General features: G+C 69.0%; 14 protein-coding genes. 5 read left to right on the top strand and 9 right to left on the bottom strand.

Going from position 1 to position 16,453, the window contains the following annotated elements:
- The first annotated feature begins 174 nt into the window (after nucleotides 1-174).
- Complete coding sequence (locus tag ACZ6JY_RS39605) at nucleotides 175-987, top strand: hypothetical protein (protein ID WP_469204289.1); 813 nt, start codon at nucleotides 175-177, stop codon at nucleotides 985-987.
- Between the two features lie 288 nt (nucleotides 988-1,275).
- Here ACZ6JY_RS39605 and ACZ6JY_RS39600 read toward each other — a convergent pair whose 3' ends face one another.
- The 4 genes from ACZ6JY_RS39600 to ACZ6JY_RS39585 all read right to left on the bottom strand — a co-directional run bounded on the left by ACZ6JY_RS39600 (nucleotide 1,276) and on the right by ACZ6JY_RS39585 (nucleotide 3,235).
- Nucleotides 1,276-1,605, bottom strand: a complete 330-nt coding sequence (locus tag ACZ6JY_RS39600) for a hypothetical protein (protein ID WP_469204288.1) — start codon at nucleotides 1,603-1,605, stop codon at nucleotides 1,276-1,278.
- Nucleotides 1,606-2,047: 442 nt separating this feature from the next.
- Nucleotides 2,048-2,377: a hypothetical protein gene (locus tag ACZ6JY_RS39595; RefSeq protein WP_469204287.1), complete on the bottom strand. Its 330-nt coding sequence runs from the start codon at nucleotides 2,375-2,377 to the stop codon at nucleotides 2,048-2,050.
- Nucleotides 2,374-2,694, bottom strand: a complete 321-nt coding sequence (locus tag ACZ6JY_RS39590) for a hypothetical protein (protein ID WP_469204286.1) — start codon at nucleotides 2,692-2,694, stop codon at nucleotides 2,374-2,376. Before ACZ6JY_RS39590 ends, ACZ6JY_RS39595 begins: the two co-directional genes overlap by 4 nt.
- Nucleotides 2,684-3,235 (bottom strand): bifunctional DNA primase/polymerase, encoded by a 552-nt coding sequence (locus ACZ6JY_RS39585; RefSeq protein ID WP_469204292.1) that lies wholly within the window; start codon nucleotides 3,233-3,235, stop codon nucleotides 2,684-2,686. Before ACZ6JY_RS39585 ends, ACZ6JY_RS39590 begins: the two co-directional genes overlap by 11 nt.
- Before the next feature lie 351 nt (nucleotides 3,236-3,586).
- Between ACZ6JY_RS39585 and ACZ6JY_RS39580 the strand changes: the two genes are divergently transcribed.
- The gene (locus ACZ6JY_RS39580) at nucleotides 3,587-4,900 is read left to right on the top strand and encodes a hypothetical protein (RefSeq protein ID WP_469204291.1); all 1,314 of its coding nucleotides are present in this window, start codon (nucleotides 3,587-3,589) and stop codon (nucleotides 4,898-4,900) included.
- Between the two features lie 25 nt (nucleotides 4,901-4,925).
- On the opposite strand, the gene ACZ6JY_RS39575 is transcribed toward ACZ6JY_RS39580, so the two are convergent.
- Together ACZ6JY_RS39575 and ACZ6JY_RS39570 are read right to left on the bottom strand one after the other, a co-directional pair.
- A complete protein-coding gene (locus tag ACZ6JY_RS39575) occupies nucleotides 4,926-5,855 on the bottom strand; it encodes a phosphotransferase family protein (protein ID WP_469204285.1) in 930 nt (309 codons plus the stop codon).
- A gap of 313 nt (nucleotides 5,856-6,168) precedes the next feature.
- Complete coding sequence (locus tag ACZ6JY_RS39570) at nucleotides 6,169-7,053, bottom strand: nuclease-related domain-containing protein (RefSeq protein WP_469204284.1); 885 nt, start codon at nucleotides 7,051-7,053, stop codon at nucleotides 6,169-6,171.
- Between the two features lie 239 nt (nucleotides 7,054-7,292).
- On the opposite strand from ACZ6JY_RS39570, the gene ACZ6JY_RS39565 reads away from it, so the two are divergent.
- Complete coding sequence (locus tag ACZ6JY_RS39565; RefSeq protein WP_469204282.1) at nucleotides 7,293-8,594, top strand: restriction endonuclease; 1,302 nt, start codon at nucleotides 7,293-7,295, stop codon at nucleotides 8,592-8,594.
- A 316-nt stretch (nucleotides 8,595-8,910) separates the two neighbouring features.
- A complete protein-coding gene (locus ACZ6JY_RS39560; protein WP_469204280.1) occupies nucleotides 8,911-9,369 on the top strand; it encodes a DUF4232 domain-containing protein in 459 nt (152 codons plus the stop codon).
- Between the two features lie 33 nt (nucleotides 9,370-9,402).
- On the opposite strand, the gene ACZ6JY_RS39555 is transcribed toward ACZ6JY_RS39560, so the two are convergent.
- Nucleotides 9,403-9,840 (bottom strand): SRPBCC family protein, encoded by a 438-nt coding sequence (locus ACZ6JY_RS39555; RefSeq protein ID WP_469204278.1) that lies wholly within the window; start codon nucleotides 9,838-9,840, stop codon nucleotides 9,403-9,405.
- Nucleotides 9,841-10,096: 256 nt separating this feature from the next.
- Here ACZ6JY_RS39555 and ACZ6JY_RS39550 point away from each other — a divergent pair, with 256 nt between their 5' ends.
- Nucleotides 10,097-10,861 (top strand): thioesterase II family protein, encoded by a 765-nt coding sequence (locus ACZ6JY_RS39550; RefSeq protein ID WP_469204275.1) that lies wholly within the window; start codon nucleotides 10,097-10,099, stop codon nucleotides 10,859-10,861.
- 31 nt (nucleotides 10,862-10,892) lie between these two features.
- On the opposite strand, the gene ACZ6JY_RS39545 is transcribed toward ACZ6JY_RS39550, so the two are convergent.
- Together ACZ6JY_RS39545 and ACZ6JY_RS39540 are read right to left on the bottom strand one after the other, a co-directional pair.
- Entirely contained in the window at nucleotides 10,893-13,070 is a 2,178-nt protein-coding gene (locus ACZ6JY_RS39545) for a beta-ketoacyl synthase N-terminal-like domain-containing protein (protein ID WP_469204273.1), read from the bottom strand.
- Entirely contained in the window at nucleotides 13,067-16,450 is a 3,384-nt protein-coding gene (locus ACZ6JY_RS39540; RefSeq protein WP_469204271.1) for a non-ribosomal peptide synthetase, read from the bottom strand. The genes ACZ6JY_RS39545 and ACZ6JY_RS39540 overlap by 4 nt, the downstream gene beginning before the upstream one ends.
- Nucleotides 16,451-16,453 lie beyond the last annotated feature (3 nt).

Here is a 16,453-nt window from a genome sequence, read left to right as displayed (position 1 = left end):
CCCACCACCATCGGGATACCTCATTTCTCCGGCATAGCGCGGCCCACGACTGCCGTCACGACCCCACGTAACCCACACCCTTAAAGATCTCTAGCGGTCGCCTCCCCAGCGATTGCGCTTACGTCTGTCTTCTTCGTACGTCGTTCCAGCGCCGCCGCGCGCAGGGCACTGAACTTGGCCTACAAGACAGGTCAGATCAGCTACGAGACAGCTAGAGCGGCAAGCACGCCACCTGTCGATCTCTTCCTGACAGAGATCGAGTACCGAGAAGCCACTGCACGTGATCCGTCCGGCTCTTTAGGCGCAGAGGCACACCGCTGCGCTCGTCACGAGGATGCCGACTGCCTCGAAGTAGTCGTCCGCGGTCGCCTCGTCAACAACCTGCCAAGAGAGATGCTCCTAACCGTCCGCGATCACCCTAAATCGGGCAGAACAACGAGATTCCCACACCGAAACCAGTCCGTATTCGTCGTCGCGGGGACCGAGGCAGAGCACGGCGAGGTCATCCTGTCCCCTGAGCAGGAAGCAACATTCGAGTGGTTCGATCGCAGACCTCGAAGCGACTGGATCGATATCCACAATCTGCACACGCGCAACCTTTGGGATGCCCCCGAGCTACGTCTCCCGCAACTTACTTGGGGAGAGATCATCCGTGCCGTCATGCGACGCGAGCCACTGACGTGGGCACGAGGGAACAAGATCAATCGGTCAGGCTTCCGCATCGTCTGCGAGCCTCGAACCATGCAGCGCGTCGCCGCTATCTGGGACGCAGAGATCGTCAAGCCTCCGATTGAAACAGCTGGACGTGACGAAGAAGATCGAATCGTCTTCCAGGAGCGGATTGGGACAGTTGATGGCCCCCTAGATGATTCAGTCGTCCACTACCGACTGGACTTCGACTCCACGCTTGCTCAGCTCAACCCTCCCAAGCACCTACAGCTCGCCGGCCGCGCTGCGGGAGTCTCGTACCCTTCGCAACAGGGCTGACGGTCAACCCGGCAGCTTCAGCCCCCCGGGTCGAATACGTGTCGAAGTTCCCCAGAACCGCACCGTTCAGTGCGAGTTAGGGCAGGTCAGAACAGCGATACAGCAGCTTGCGCCAAGCGCCTTCTAAGCGCTTGCTCCATTGAAATCCACAGCTAACATCAACGGTGGGGAAGGATGACGTGCCGAAGCGGTCGCAGCCGGATCGCAGAGCGACCATCGAGCCGCGTTTTGGCACACCATGCCGCAGCGTGATCGAACTCCTAAAGCGGTGCTCACCTTCCGCTCCCCTCAGGGCGAGGACGTGAAGCCGACCGACAGGTCGAGGTGGAAAGGAACGCCTGAAGTCGTCGGCGTCCAGCCCTCACGCAAGGCGCGTTCGATGGCTTGGGCAACATCGGATGGAAATACCGCCTTAGCCTCGTGTCCGATGCAGTTGCTCGGATGCGGTTGATTGGTGGCGACCACGAGCGTTGTCCCCGGAGTGTCCGCAAGCTCGACCGCGAACGTGCACGGTGTCCAGGCCAAGCCCTGGGCGTAGGTCGGCCTACGTCGCAGCCGCCAGCGATAGGCCGTGCCGTCGACAACGATGCGCCGTGCGCCCTTACGTCCCAGTGCCATGGCGGCCCCCTCAATGTGGACGATGCTAGTGACTTCCACTCGCCAGCCTTAAGACGGTGGACGTGCCAGCTCCGTGCCAGATCGTGCGGGGAACAGCGGGTATCAATCCGGCAGACGATCGGATGCCTTCCCCGCTCGCAGCAGGTCAGCCGATTACACGCCCGTGAATCACCTCAGCTTCTTAAGGTGATGTCCCTGATACGCAGAGCCTGGCACCGATTCCTGCTTTCATCTCAAGCGGTCTGGGTCTGCCGTTCGTCCGGGCTGCGGCGCTGGGGCGCCGGTCCCGGCCGAGCGGCAGACCAGTAGCCAGGGAGATTGCTCGGGCAGCAGCAGGTCTCGCACATCGTTCGTCAGGGGAACGGTGACGTACGGGGCCGGGCCAGCCGGTCGGGGGAGCATGCTCATACCGCAACCGGTCGGAGTAACTGACCCAAGCCGCTCAGGCAGCCGCCGAGTCATGACGGGCGTTGCCTGCCTGTTGCGTCAGCGCTTCGGGATGCGTCGGCGACTCTGCCGCAAGGCCCGACACGATCAGTTCCGCGAGCAGCCGCGCCGCTTCCGGGCGTACAGCGCCGAGGCGGACCAGGCCGTCACCCGAGACGTTCACGTCGGCCGTGAGGCCGGGGAAGTCCGTCTCCAGGCCGAGAGCGGTCAGTTGTGCGGCCAAGGCGCCGGCACTGCGTTGTGCCTGTGCCCAGCCGCGGACGTACGGCACACCCGGCAGCAAGTTCTCGGCGCGCTTGGCGACGACTCCCCGTCGGTCGGTCATGACGTCAGCTCCTTCTCTGCGCCGTCTTCGGCGGCTTCACCACCGTTCTCTTCGAGTTGCCGCAGTCCCGCCGCGAGCGCCAGCCGCAGCAGTTCTGCCAGCCGTTCCGCGGTGGCCGGTGAGACGCGGCCCAGCTCCACAAGGCCGTGCCCGAACGCGTTCAGGTCGGCCCGGAGGTAGGGGAAGTCCTTCTCCAGACCGGCATGCAGTAGCGCGTCCCGAAGGGCGGTCGTGGCGTTGCGTGCGGCGTACCAGTCGTCGCTGTTCAGCGGCGACCATGTGGCAGCGTCATGCTGATGTGTGGCGTCATCCCGCATCGGTCGAGGTCTCCTCGAAGATGCGGATGGCGAGGACGATCGGAGACGGGTAGCGCTCGCCGTACCGGTCCACGCGTGCGAGGAGCTCGGCGGAGGCGACCAGCATGGTGGCCAGAGCTATCGGGCGCAGCGGGTTGGCGGTAGGCCGCCGGGTCGGGGCCCGGAGCCATTGGTATCGGTCATCGCTCATGGGCATCGGGCCTGGTACGACGACCACCGAGCCGTGCCCGAGGTACCGGTACGCCGGCGGGGAGCCCTCTTCCTGCGCAAGGTAGTGCGTGAAGGTCTCCGCGTTCTGCGAGCCCAGAAAGAAGCCCACTCGTCGGGCCTTGCGATCGAGCACTACGGGACGGAATGGCATTCCTTTGCGGAGTAGTTGATCGAAGGTCTCCATGCCGAGCCTCTGCTCGACCGACACCACGTCGAAGTAGCGTCCGGCCGCCAACGCGTAGGGTGCGCGGGGATCACCCGCCCAGGTTCCCCGGCATTCGGCCGGGTCGTCTGCTGCTGCGGAGAGCCATTCGACGCCTCTTGTGGTCATCCTCTGCACGTCATCCCACCTCGGTCAGACTCGGTCGCGGCCGCAATGCCGCTCTGTGTCCAGCCTTGTGGTCAGCCCCGTGGCCAGGGCAGATGACGAGAGGTGACGGGGGATGACGCGTCACGCTTGGCCGCGTCATCCCCCGTCGTGGGTCAACCGCCGGATATGTCGGCGGACTTGCCGTACTGCTCGGTGTTCCGCGCGTACATTCAGTCACGAACGCACCAAGCCATTGGCCTCAGTAAGCCACCAGTGCACGCGCGGGAGGGAGCGGTCACGTCTTCGATACAGCCGACCAGCGTTCGCATACGTCAGGCCCGTGTGGATCGGGGCTGGAGTCAGCCGCGTTTGGTGCGCGAGCTGCGTCAGGTCGCGGCTCGTCGCGGGCACCAGCTCCCGGCGGACGCCAGTGTGAAACGGCGTATCGCAAGCTGGGAGAACGGCCACAGCGTCCCGGACGATTTCTATGGCCCGTTGCTCTGCGAGGTCTTTGGACTCAGTGCTGCCGAACTCGGACTGAGTCACGAGAGCGGGCGAGACCTGTCACTCATGGACGCCAGTTATCCGGCGAGCCCCGATGACGCGATCGAGGCAGTCGGTCAACTGTGGCGTGCCGATCTCAACCGGTATGAACCGCTCTTGCAAGCCGAGCCGTCGCAGCCCGCATGGAACGAAGCGTCCCTCCGCTGGTTGGTGGCGCCCGAGCCGACGCTTCCCCGGCGCCGCAAGGACGGGGTCCATGTCGGTCTCGGAGATGTGGCCGCGATCAAGACCACCGCGGACATGTTCGCCGAGCTGGACGACCGTTTCGGCGGAGACCACGCACGGCACGCGGCCATCCAGTACCTCAGTACGGACGTGACGCCGCTCCTACGCGGGCAGTACACCGAGCAGGTCGGCCGGACGCTGTTTTCCACGGTGGCGGAAGCCACGCTGCTTGCCGGTTGGATGTCATACGACGCCTGCCGTCATGGCTTGGCACAGCGGTACTTTCTCCAAGCCCTCCGGCTGGCCCAGGACGCCAACGACCGCCGACTCGCCGGAAGCATCCTGTCCGCCATGAGCCATCAGGCGACATTCCTCGGTCGCTACACGGAGGCCGCCACACTCGCCCGCGCGGCACTCATGGGAATCTCCCCCGTGGCCACGCCGACACTGCGCGCCCAGTTCCATGCCATGGAAGCCCGAGCCCTTGCTCGTACCGGTGACGTGCGTGCCTGCGAAGCAGCCTTGAACGCGGCCACGAAGGCCCTGGAAAGCCGGAACAGCGACGACGAGCCGGAGTGGATCAGTTACTTCGACGAGGTAGAACTCGCCGCCGAGGCCGCCCACTGCTTCCGCGATGTCCATAGCGCCCGCCAGGCCGTCGCCCATGCCGAGAACGCGATGAGCGGCAGCCACGTACGGAGCGATTTCTTCGTGACCATGGTTCTCGCCGACGCCCATCTCCACGCCGGAGACGTCGGGGAAGCGTGTCGCGTGGCGCTCGATGCTCTCGACTTGGGAGAGCAGCTCAAGTCAGCGCGATGCGTCAGCTACCTTGCCGAGTTCCGGAAGAATCTCATAGTGGCCGGCGCCGGCCAGAGCGCTGAAGCACGGGCCTTTGCCGAACAGGTCAGAGGAAACCGACTCTGGGCAGCCTCCGGCGAGCACGTCGGTTTCTGAAGCGCCGGGCGCACTTGCCCACTGCTCAGAACGCCTGCCACTCGTTACGGCCCTGCCCGGTGCGGAGAGACCGCATCCGTCGGGCGAACTCCGCGGCAGCTCGCTCGTTGGTGGCGGCCTGGTGACCGACCCACGCGACCATCATCAGTTCCCGCAGGTCAGCGAGCGTCTCGTACCCCGGCCAGTTCATCAGGTCGAAGCCGTATCGGTGCACGAATTCCGCGTACTCAGCCTTTGAGTGCCAACCGTAACGGTCGTAATAGATAGCCGTCAGGATCAGGTCCCACTCGCGCGGGGCAAGGGAGAAGCCGTCCAGGTCGATGAAGACCGCGTGGCCGTCCCGGTGGCGGAGGACATTGCCGATGTTGGCGTCCCCGTGGATCATCCCGAAGGGAAGCACGAAGTCCAGGCGGTCGTAGTCCTTCGCGAGCTTGGCCGCCCGCTCCTCCAGGAACTTCCGGTCCTCCGTCGCGATTCCGTTCAATCCTTCGAGGGACACTGCCAGCTTGGCCAGCGGGTCGAAGTACGGCAGTCCGAGCGACTCCGGCTCTTCGAGCCAGTGCAGGCGCCGCAACAGGTCGGCCAGTTCGCCGACGGTGGCGTACTCCTCGTTCTCCTGGACGCTCCCCCAGAACGTCACCACGAGGCCGCCGACGACAAGCGGTTGAGTCGCCCGCGTCGGCACGCGCGTGGCCGGGAAGTCCTGCGACTCCAGCCATCGGGACACGTTCACGGCCCGGTCCATCTCCGCGAAGACCGACGGATCACGTGCGATACGGACGATGATCGGTGCCGACGACAGGCGGTAGACCGCGTTCGATCCGAGCCGCAGCAGTTCGGCGCCGCGGGAGTCGAGTTTGGCCGTCGCGCATGCTTCCCGAAGGACGGGCGCCAAGCCCTCCGCCGTGAACTTCGTGCCGCCGCCGTCCGGTCCCCCGTCGCTGCCCGAGATCATGCTCAGACCATACGGTCCGGACCCACCGCCCGACAGGTGGCCTGCGTAATAGGGGCGTCATGATCTAGCCCAGGGCTCCGACTGGAGACGGCTTCGTCGCAGGTCAGAGGGCGAATCGCTATTCGCTCTCACCTGGGCTCCGGAGCCGTGTGCGCAGGTTCGAATCCTGCCGGGGGCACCTTGTATGAGGTGCCCGAAGACCCCGCCATCAGCGGTTTCGCTGAGGACGGGGTCTTTGCGTGTTCAGGGGTGTGCTTGGAGCTTTGCGTCGCCGCAGGTGAGCTGCGGCGAAGTTGGCGCCATGCATGAACGCTCAGGCTCGGTTCCAGGCCTGTCGGTGGCGGGCGACTGCGTACACCTGCTCTATCTGCTCGGCCGTCAGTACCCCTGAGAGCGGGGCCAGGGCCGCCACTTGCCGCTCCTCGTAGACCCGCACGCTGAGCTGCGTGGCGACCACCTTCAGGTCGGTTACGCCTACGAAGACGAGCACGGGCTCCACCGGGATGGGGAATGCGCAGTAGTGCTCCAGCACCCGTGCCACGCGCTTGGCCTCCGCCCGGCTCTTGCGTGCGTACGGGGCCGGCTTGCCGTGGTCGACCTTTACGGCGTCGTCGCCGACCCATACGGCCCGCTTACGGTGGTGCTTGGTGTTGATGCTGAAGACCCCGCCAGGGCCTATCAGCAAGTGATCTACGTCTACCTGGTTGGCCAGGGGGATGGAGTGCAGGACGCGCCAGCCGTGGCGCGACAACCGGTTCAGCTCGGCTCCGACCCGCCTCTCCCCCGCCAGCCCCTTCCGCCACGAGTCCCACTCCGTGGGGCGCCGCAGAAGCCATGAGATGACCCGCTCCACCAGGCTGGGGCCAGATGTGTCGAGCAGCTCGCGGAGAGCCGCGCCGGGAGGGTTGGCGGCCAGGTCATCGGCCGGTGTCAGCGGCGGCAGCAGCGGACGCGCTAAAGCCTCAGGTATTTCTTGTGACGGGACGGTATCGGGCACACTCTGTAGGTGGTGTGCCAGCACGGCGCGCACGTCATCGCGGAATTCGACGTGCAGGACCGTGATGTCTCCCGTTCGCAGGTCCGCCCAGCCGACCGCGGTGCCATCAGGCAAGTTCGCGTACAGGCGATCATGGCCATACCGCTTCCAGCGCGTGACCTTCAACTCCACGAGGCCCCCTCTGCTCCCGGCTCGAAGCATCGCAGCAGGTAGACGGTGAAACGAGGCGAGCCCCAGACAAGATGTCCGAGGGCTTCATCTATCTGTGCGCTAGCTCTCCTTGAGCAGTCCCTTCAGCCGCTGAGCCGCGGGGTCTCGCTCTTGACACCCGAAAGCTCTAGGCAAAACGGACGCGCCGGTAGTGCGCTCCACCGCTTCTAAGCGCCTTGGCTCTGCTCATGAAAGGATCACTCCCTCGCAAGGCTTGGGGAGGGGTTGCCATGGGAGAGGTACTGCATGTCGGAGAAGTGCTGCGCTACTCGAGCGCCAAGAACCCAACCAATCCTGTGCTCGGCGGGTACACGAACTTCCACTACGCAACCGATGCCCCTGGCCACAAGAAGGCGCTGCTCGAGGCAGGCATCAACGGGATGGCCAAAGTCTCAGTAGACGGACAGCAGCGGCGGCCAGCGATCCTGATCCGCTCCAGCCCGTGGAAGGCTGGCAGCGAACAAACCCCGTGGCACGATGTGTTCGACTTGGACAACGGGCATGTGCGGTACTTCGGCGATCACAAGGCCGGGATGACGAAGCCCCCTGGAACGACCACCGGAAACGCGACCCTTCTCGACGCTTTCAACGAGCATCAGGCACCGACCCCCGAAGGCAGGGCCAGCGCGGCCCCACTGCTGCTGTTCCGTGCTGTGTCACGTGACGGCAAGGTCAAGGGCTTCGTCGAGTTCTGCGGGCTTGGAGTCATAGAGCGAGCCGAGCGGATCGTTCAGTGGGCGGGTCACGAGCACACCACGTTCACCAACTACGTCTACGACATTGCCCTGATCGACCTGACAGCCGAGAACGATCAGGTTGATTGGGACTGGATCACGGCTCGCCGTACCTCGAAGGTCTCTGATCAGGAAGCCCTCGCCAAGGCGCCCCGTGCCTGGCGAGAGTGGGTGAAGCGAGGGCATGCAGCGCTTCCTCGAGTTCGCCGGCGCGTTGCCCGCGCGCGCATCACCAAAGTACGTGATCAACGCCCAGTGGCCGGCAGCAAGCGACACGACGACCTCCAGCTCATCTACAAGCAGTTCGACGGACGCAAACACGACTTCGAAGCCGTCGCATCGGCTGCCGCCGCTCGAGTACTGAGAGGTTCCGGGCACAACTACCGGGAGGGGTGGATCACGCGGCGCTCAGGAGACGGCGGAGCGGACTTCGTCGGGCGTATCGACCTCGGCGCGGGACTCGCCGGTACCAGCCTCGTCGTTCTGGGCCAGGCCAAGTGCATACGTCCTGACGGCCTCGTATCCGCGGAGCAGATCGCACGGGTCGTCGCACGTCTACGCCGCGGCTGGATCGGCATTTACGTCACCACGGGCGCCTTCTCAGAACCCGCTCAACTCGAGATGGTGGAAGATCAATACCCCATCGTCCTGGTCAGTGGGTTGCACTTGGCCCGCGAGTTGCGCAGCATGGCACGAGACGATCATGGAGATGACCTCGCTGCATGCTTGGATCACATCCTGTACGCACAGGGTGTGCCGATCACGAGCCGACGCCCCGAGGAAATCCTTCTGGAGTAATACTCTCTGGGTTTCGAGCACATTTCCAGGACTCGATCACTAGGGCGCCCCCTTCGTTTTGCTTTCCCGCCCTTCCCCTGCGAATCCTGCCGGGGCACCTTGTATGCGGTGACCGAAGACCTCGCCATCAGCGGTTCGCTGAGGACAGGGTCTTTGCGTATGTCGTTGGCGCCCGGCAGCCTCAGCCTTGCCTGCCCGTCGTCCGTCCGTCCGTCCGCAGTCGCGGGCGCTCAGGGTTCACTCTTTGTGACCTGCGCCTGCGTTGCAGCTTCGGGTAGGTTACGAGTTGTCCCAGGAGTGGGTGCGGTGTGAGTGTTTGCGGGACCGCCACCGCCGCGGCCGACGAGGGCAGCGGTGGCGGGTAGATCACCACCGGGCCCTGCAAGACCGCCGACCTCGGCTTCAGCACCGCTTCTGGTACGGCCGAAGGCACGCTCGTCGTCGCCCTCAAGAACACGGGGGGGGCGACGCCTGTTCGCTCAAGGGCTTCCCGGGTGTCGACCTCCGGTCCCAGGACGCCTCCGGGCCGCTCAGCGCCAAGCGCAGCCAGCTCGCCGCGCCTGCCGTCGCCCTCAAGTCCGGTGAGTCGACCCGGTTCACGCTGCACTACCCGAAGAACGACCCCAGCGGCTCCGGTGTGTACGTCAACGCCATCGAGGTCACCCCGCCCGACGAGCCTCACTCCAAGGCTCTCTCGACCGACCTCCGCCTTCTCGTCGGCGCCGACGCCGGTGACCAGGTCCGGGTCGCCCCTGTCGGCACCGGCAAGCAGTGACCCGTCCGAGGACCCATGCCCCCAGGGGCGCTCTCACGGACGCTCAGCGGTCCCCGCCTCCCGTTCTGCCATCCTCTGGAATTCGCCCAAGTCGTAGTTGGCCAGTGTCTTGTCCAGGTTCGTCAGGGCGCCCAGGTGTTCCACGAAGCCCTGGGGGTCGTATTCGATCTGCAGGGTCACTCGGCTTTCCGTGTCGCTGAGGCGGTGGAAGGTGACCACGCCCGCGTGGTGGACGCCCTCCGTCGTGCGCCACGCTATGCGTTCCCGGGGAATCACCTCGGTCAGTTCCGCCACGAACTCCTTGTCCGCCGCGGGGAGTGACACCTGCCATGCGAACGTCGACTCGTCCACGCGCTGCACGTGCTTCACGTGGCTCAGGAAGGCCGGCCAGCGTTCCACGTTCTCCCACAGAGACCAGGTCACCGCCACGGGTGCCTTGATGTCCACGGCTTCCAGCAGTGAGGACGGCATCGCGTCTCTCCCTTCGTACAGGTCGTACAGGGCTTCTCGGTTTTCGTCCGGTTACCCCAGGGGCGGGAGTTCACCGGTTCGGCTAGGTTCTCCCCTCGGTTCTCCCTGCCGTGCGCGTGCCATGCGCGTGCCATGCGCGTGCCATGCGCGTGCCGTGCGCGTCACAAAGCCGCCCGCGGCCTCCCTTCGTCCGGCATGCTGGCCAGGTCAGGCCGCCGGTCGGCGGCGGCTGCCGTACTGAAGGGAGGGCGCGCTCGTGGGCGACTGGATACGTTGCAACCACCCCGCACCCGACGCCGGGATCCGTCTGCTCTGCTACCCCCACGCGGGCGGTTCCGTCAGCGCCTATCACGGGCTCTCGGTTGCCGTGTCGGGGATCGTCGAGCCGCTGGTCGTGCAGTATCCGGGCCGGCAGGACCGGTACGGCGAGCCGTTCGCCGCGGGGGCGGACGAGATCGTCGACGCCGTGCTCGCCGAACTGCCCGGGGGGCCCGACGCCCAACCCACCGCCCTGTTCGGGCACAGCATGGGGGCGCTCCTCGCGTTCGAGACCGCGCGGCGCATGGAGGCCGCGGGGCAGCCGCCCGTGGCGCTGATCGTGTCCGGGCGCATGGCGCCCTCGCTGCCGCGCATGGCGGCGGGCAAGAAGCGGGTGAGCGACATGACCGACGCCGAGCTCGTCACGGACATGCGCAAGCTCTCCGGCACCGCCGAGGAGCTCTTCTCCTCCCCTGAGCTGCTCTCCCTCTTCCTGCCTCCGATGCGGGCCGATTATCGGATCGTGGACGAGTACGTGTACCGGAGCGGGGAGCCGCTCGGCTGTCCCGTCGTCGTACTCACCGGTGACAGCGATCCGCGGGTCACCGTCGAGGGCGCGCGGGCCTGGGAGAGCGAGACCCGGGGCGGGTTCTCCTGCCATGTCCTGGCCGGGGGGCACTTCTTCCTCGACGCGCACATGCCGTACGTCGCCGGAGTCATCGCCTCCGCGCTCCCCGGCCGTAGGGCCGTCACCGCTTTCTGACCACGGCCCCCCTCGACTCCGCCTACTCCGCCTACTCCGCCTCGAACTCCGCCAGCAGGGCGTCCAGTGAGTCCTCCGCCGCGTCCCGTTCCCTGGAACCGACGATGCGCGTCGCCAGTTCCTGGAGGGGCAGTTCCTCCAGGAACACGGTGATCGGTACGTCGATGCCGAAGTCGTCCCGCAGCCTGCCGACCAGATGGACCGCGGTGAGCGAGTCGCCGCCCGCCGCGAAGTACGTGGTGTCCGGGCCCACGGGGCCCTCCAGGCCCAGGGCCTCCGCGAGCAGCGCCACGACGCCGGCCGTCGGGTCGTCGGCGGCTGCCGTCGGGTCGTCGCCGGCTGCCGCCGAGGCCGTCGTCTCCTGCCCGTCCACCGTGTTCAGCTGGTTCGGCGTACGCGTCAAGGTCAGTGCGCCGTAGCTCTCCCCCGCGAACGGGTACGTCGGCAGGCTCACCCGGCGGCCCTCGCCCTCGCCCGGGCTCTCCGGCCACGGGACCGAGCCGCCCTTCAGCCACAGCTCCCCGAGGCCGCGCAGGCCGTCCGGGTCCGGGCCCTCGCCGCCGTCGCTCCACGCCCGGCCCTCCGCCAGCGCGGTCAGGCGGTCGGCCGCCTCCGCCGGGTCCGACGCCAGGACGTAGGCGCGTACGTCCATGGGGGTGCGGCCCGTGCGCAGGGTGTACGCGGTGTCCGCCAGGGAGGGGGCCTCCGGAGCCCGCAGCGCCTTCGCGAGGCGGGCCGCCAGCGCCCTCAGGGCCGTCTCCGTACGGGCCGACAGGGGCAGAATCTCAACGCCGAGCGGCGCCGTCGCCCTCCCGGGCAGCGAAGGCGTAGGCGTAGGCGTAGGCGCCTGCTCCAGGACCACGTGGACGTTCGTACCGCCGATGCCCAGTGAGCTCACTCCCGCGCGGCGCGGGCCCTCGGGCGGGAGCGGCCACGGGGTCGCGCGGTCCACCACGTGGAACGGTGAGGCGTCCAGGCGCAGGTCGGGATGCGGGCGCGAGACGTTGACCGTGGGGGCCAGCGTGGCGTGCTCCAGCATCAGGACCGCCTTGATGAGCGAGGCCACGCCCGCCGCCGCGTCGAGGTGACCGATGTTCGACTTGACCGAGCCGATGCCCGTGCCCGCGGGTGCGGCCGACGCGAACGCCGCCGTTGCCGCCGCCAGTTCGATGCGGTCGCCCAGTTCCGTCGCCGTGCCGTGCGTCTCCACGTACTGGGCCGCGGAGGGGGCGAGGCCCGCCGCCGACCATGCCTCGACGATCGCCGCCGTCTGCTGTTCGACGCCGGGGGCGGTGAAACCGACCTTCGTGGCGCCGTCGTTGGTCAGCGCGCTGCCGCGGATGACCGCGCGGACCGGGTCGCCGTCGGCGAGCGCGTCGGAGAGGCGGCGCAGCACGACCACGCCCACGCCGCTGCCGGGCACGGTGCCGCCCGCCCGCTCGTCGAAGGGGCGGCAGCGGCCGTCCGCCGAGAAGATGCCGCCCTCGTAGTGGACGTAGCCCTGTCTGCGGACCGTGTCGATGCTGACGCCGCCCGCGAGCGCGGTGTCGCACTCGCCGAGGAGGAGTGCCTGTGCGGCGAGGTGTACGGCGGTGAGCGAGGTCGAGCAGGCCGTCTGGACGGTCAGGCTCGGTCCCTCCAGGCCCAGGCGGTAGGAGATCCAGGGGGCGAGGAACTCGCGGTCGGTCAGGATGCGGATCTGCATCGCGCCGATGGACGCGGCGAGGCGGCGGTCCGTGTGCGCGGCCAGCATGTGCTCGGTGGGGCTGCCGCCGACGTACACGCCGGTACGGACGGGCACCGCGAGCGGGTCGTGGCCCGCGTCCTCCAGCGCCGCCCAGGCGGTCTCCAGGAGGACGCGGTGCTGGGGGTCGAGGGCGGCGGCCTCCGTGCGGTTGAAGCCGAACAGCTCGGCGTCGAAGCGGTCGGCGTCGGCGAGGTACCCCTTGGCGGGGACGTGCTCGGCGCCGCGCAGCTCCGCCGGGTCCGCGCCGTCGGCCAGGAGTTCGGCCTCGGTGAAGTCGGTGATGGTGCAGACGCCGTCGCGGAGGTTCGCCCAGTACGCGTCCAGGTCGGGGGCGCCGGGGAACCGGCCGCTCATCCCGACGACCGCGATCGCCGAGTCGTGTCCGGGATCGGCGTCGAGGCCTGCGGCCGGGGCGGACGCGGGGTCCCGGGGTGCTGAGTCCCGGGGTGCTGGGTCGGTCATCGTGACGTGCCCTTTCTGGAGCGGAGCCGTTGTGCGGCGGCGTTCTGTCGTGCGCGGCGGTCGCCGCCCCTGCGTTCGGCCGCCGTGGTGGTGGCGGCCTCGCCCGCGGTGGCGGGCGTTCCGTCCGGGGCCGGGTCCTGGGTGCGGTCCCGGGCCCGGTCGAGGTGGGCCGCGATGGCGGCCACGGTGGGGTGGCGGAACAGGTCGACCATGGTGAGGTCGGGGGCGGCGGCGTCCGCCCGGTCCCGCAAGGCGTCCAGGACGTTCAGCAGCCGTACCGAATTGCCGCCCAGGTCGAAGAAGTTGTCGTGGACGCCGACTCTGTCCAGGGTCAGGACGCGGGACCAGACCTCGGCCACGTGACGTTCCGTCGCGGTGCTCGGGGTCGTGTACGAGCGGCCCGCCTCCTGGCGTCCGGCGGCCGGTTCCGGCAGCCGGGCGCGGTCGATCTTGCCCGAGCGGTTGAGCGGCAGTTCGTCGAGGTGGACGTAGAGCTCCGGCAGCATGTAGCCGGGGAGCCGGTCGGCGAGGTGGGCGCGGAGAGCCTCGTCCGAGGGGGCCGCCCCGTCCCGGTGCACGACGTACGCGACGAGCCGCTGCTCCGCCCCGCTGCCGCGCACGGCCGCCGCGGTGACCGCGACGTCGGGGTGGCCCGCGAGGAGGGCCTCGATCTCGCCGAGTTCGATGCGGATGCCGCGCAGCTTGACCTGGGAGTCGGAGCGGCCGAGGTAGTGCCTGCGGCCCCGGGCGTCGATCCTGGCGAGGTCGCCGGTGCGGTACATGCGGGAGCCGGGCGGGCCGTACGGGTCGGCGACGAAGCGTTCGGCGGTCATGCCGGGGCGGCCGATGTAGCCGCGGGCCAGCGAGGCGCCCGCGATGTAGACCTCGCCGGTCACACCGACGGGCACCGTGCGCAGGCGGGCGTCGAGTACGTGGACGCGGGAGCCCGGCACGGGGGCGCCGATGACCACGGGCTCGCCGGGTTCGAGGTCGGCGGTGGTGGCGTAGACGGTGGCCTCGCTCGGCCCGTACGCGTTGACGATCCGGCGGCCAGGCTCGCTGAGCCGCTCGACCAGTTCGGCCGGGCAGGCCTCGCCGCCGACGGCGAGCGTACGCAGATGGGGCAGCCGCCCCGCCACGTCGGGCAGCAGCATCGCGGCGGACGGCGGCAGGAACACGTACGTGATGCGGGAGTCCCGCAGCCGGGCGGCGAGCGCGTCGCCGAGGCGCTCGTCGTCCCGCGCGATGTGCAGCTCGGCGCCCGCCACCCAGGGGAAGAACAGGTCGGAGACGGCCACGTCGAAGCCGAACGACACGAACTGGAGGACTCGGTCCTCGGCCGTGACCGGGAACGTCGGGCGCACCGCCATGGTGAGGTTGAGCAGTGCGCGGTGCTCGACCGCGACGCCTTTCGGGACGCCCGTGGAGCCGGACGTGAAGAGGACGTAGGCGAGGTCTTCGGGGGCGGGACCGGGACCGGCAGCGGGGGCCGGGGCGGAGGCCGGGGCGAGGCCTGATCCCGGCTCAGGGGTCACCGGGCCCGGCTCAGGAGCCGCGTCCGGGTCATGGACGTCCGCCCGCAGCCACCGCACCCCCAGCCGCGCCCCCAGCCCCTCCCCCTTCTCCGCCGTCTCCCCGGCCGTGACGAGCAGGCCAGTGCCGGATGCCTCGATCATGTGCGCGAGGCGGGCGTGCGGGTGGGCCTGGTCGAGCGGTACGTACGCGCCGCCCGCCCGCAGCACCGCGAGGGCCGCGATGCCCATCTCCACCGAGCGGGGCAGCAGCAGCCCGACCCGGAAGCCGGGCCGGACACCCGCCGCGCGGAGGCGGGACGCCAGCGCGTCCGCACGCTCAAGCAGCTCCCGGTAGCTGAGGCGGACGTCTCCGCAGACCAGGGCCGTGGCGTCGGGGCGGGCCGCCGCGACGTCCGCGATCAGGTCGGGCACCAGGCGGTCCGTGGGCGCCGCCTCGGCCGTGCGGTCGGCGGCCGCCACCGCGCGGCGGCGCTCGTCGTCCGGTACGGCGTCGAGAGCGGAGAGGGGCACGTCCGGGCGCGCGACGGCCGCGTCGACGAGCGTGCGGAAGTTCCGCGCCCAGCCGCGCACGGTGGCGGCCTCGAAGAGGTCGCTGCGGTAGATGAACTGGGCGGAGAGGTCACCCGCCGCGCCCCAGCGTTCGACGTGCAGGTGGAAGTCGAACTTGGCGGTGTCCAGGTCGAGTACGACGCGCTCGACGCGGGCACCGGTGAGCGCGAGGGACAGTTCGGTGTCGTCGTCGTAGGCGAAGACCAGTTGGACGACGGGGTCGTGGCTGGTGTCGCGGGCGGGGGCGAGACTGTTCACGACGGACTCGAAGGGGGCGTCCTGGTGAGGCTGCCCGGCGAGCAGCTCGGCACGGACGCGGTCGATGAGCTCGCCGTACGAGGGGTCCCCGGACAGGTCGACGCGCAGGGCCAGGGTGTTGGTCAGCATGCCGGCCATCTCCTGGAGCTCCGGCCGGTCGCGGCCGGACACCGGGAAGCCGATGACCAGGTCCTCGCGGCCGGTCAGCCGCCCGAGGAACGCGGCGTACGCGGCGAACAGCGCCATGAACGGCGTGGCCCCGCGGCCCCGGGCGACCTCGCCGAGGCGCTCCCGCGGCCCGGCTCCGAGCGGGAACCGCTCGCTGCCGCCCGCCGCCGTCCGTACCGCGGGGCGCGGCGCGTCCAGCGGCGGCGAGACGACCTCGGGGGCGCCGCGCAGCCGCCCGGCCCAGTGGGCGACGGCTTCGGAGTAGGCGCCGGCGGCCTGGCGTTCGCGCTGCCAGGCGGCGTAGTCGGGGAACTGGAGGGGGAGTTCGGGCAGGCCGCCCCCGTCGCCCGCGCCGCTCTCGTTTCCGTATGCCGTGGAGAGGTCCCGCAGGATGACGCCGAGGGACCAGCCGTCGCAGATCAGGTGGTGGGCGACGAGCAGCACGCGGTGGCTGCCGTCGTCCACGGCGTACACCGTGCACCGCAGCAGCGGTCCCGCCGCCGGGTCGAAGGGCCGTGCGGCGTCGGCCCGCATCCGCGCGTCCGCCTCGCCGGCGCGGACGTCCTTCTCGACCGTGACGTGCGCGCGCCCGCTCGCGCGGACGATCTGCGCCTGCGTGCCGTCGGCCGCGGTACGGAAGACGGTCCGCAGGGACTCGTGCCGGGTGACGACGGCGTCGAGCGCGCGGGTGAGCGCGCCGACGTCGAACGGGCCGTGCACGGCGAAGGCGGCGGGCACGTTGTACTGAGCGGTGCCCGGGTTCATGCGGTCGAGGACCAGGAGGCGGCTCTGGGCGTCGGAGACGGGGAACTCGTACTCCTCGACCTCCTCCAAGGGTGCCGCCGGAGCGGCCGGTTGCTCTGCGTCCACTGT

Source organism: Streptomyces sp. NPDC046335, from assembly GCF_055587985.1.
Note: the sequence above shows the minus strand (reverse complement) of the source record. Positions and strands in the feature narration are given on the sequence as shown.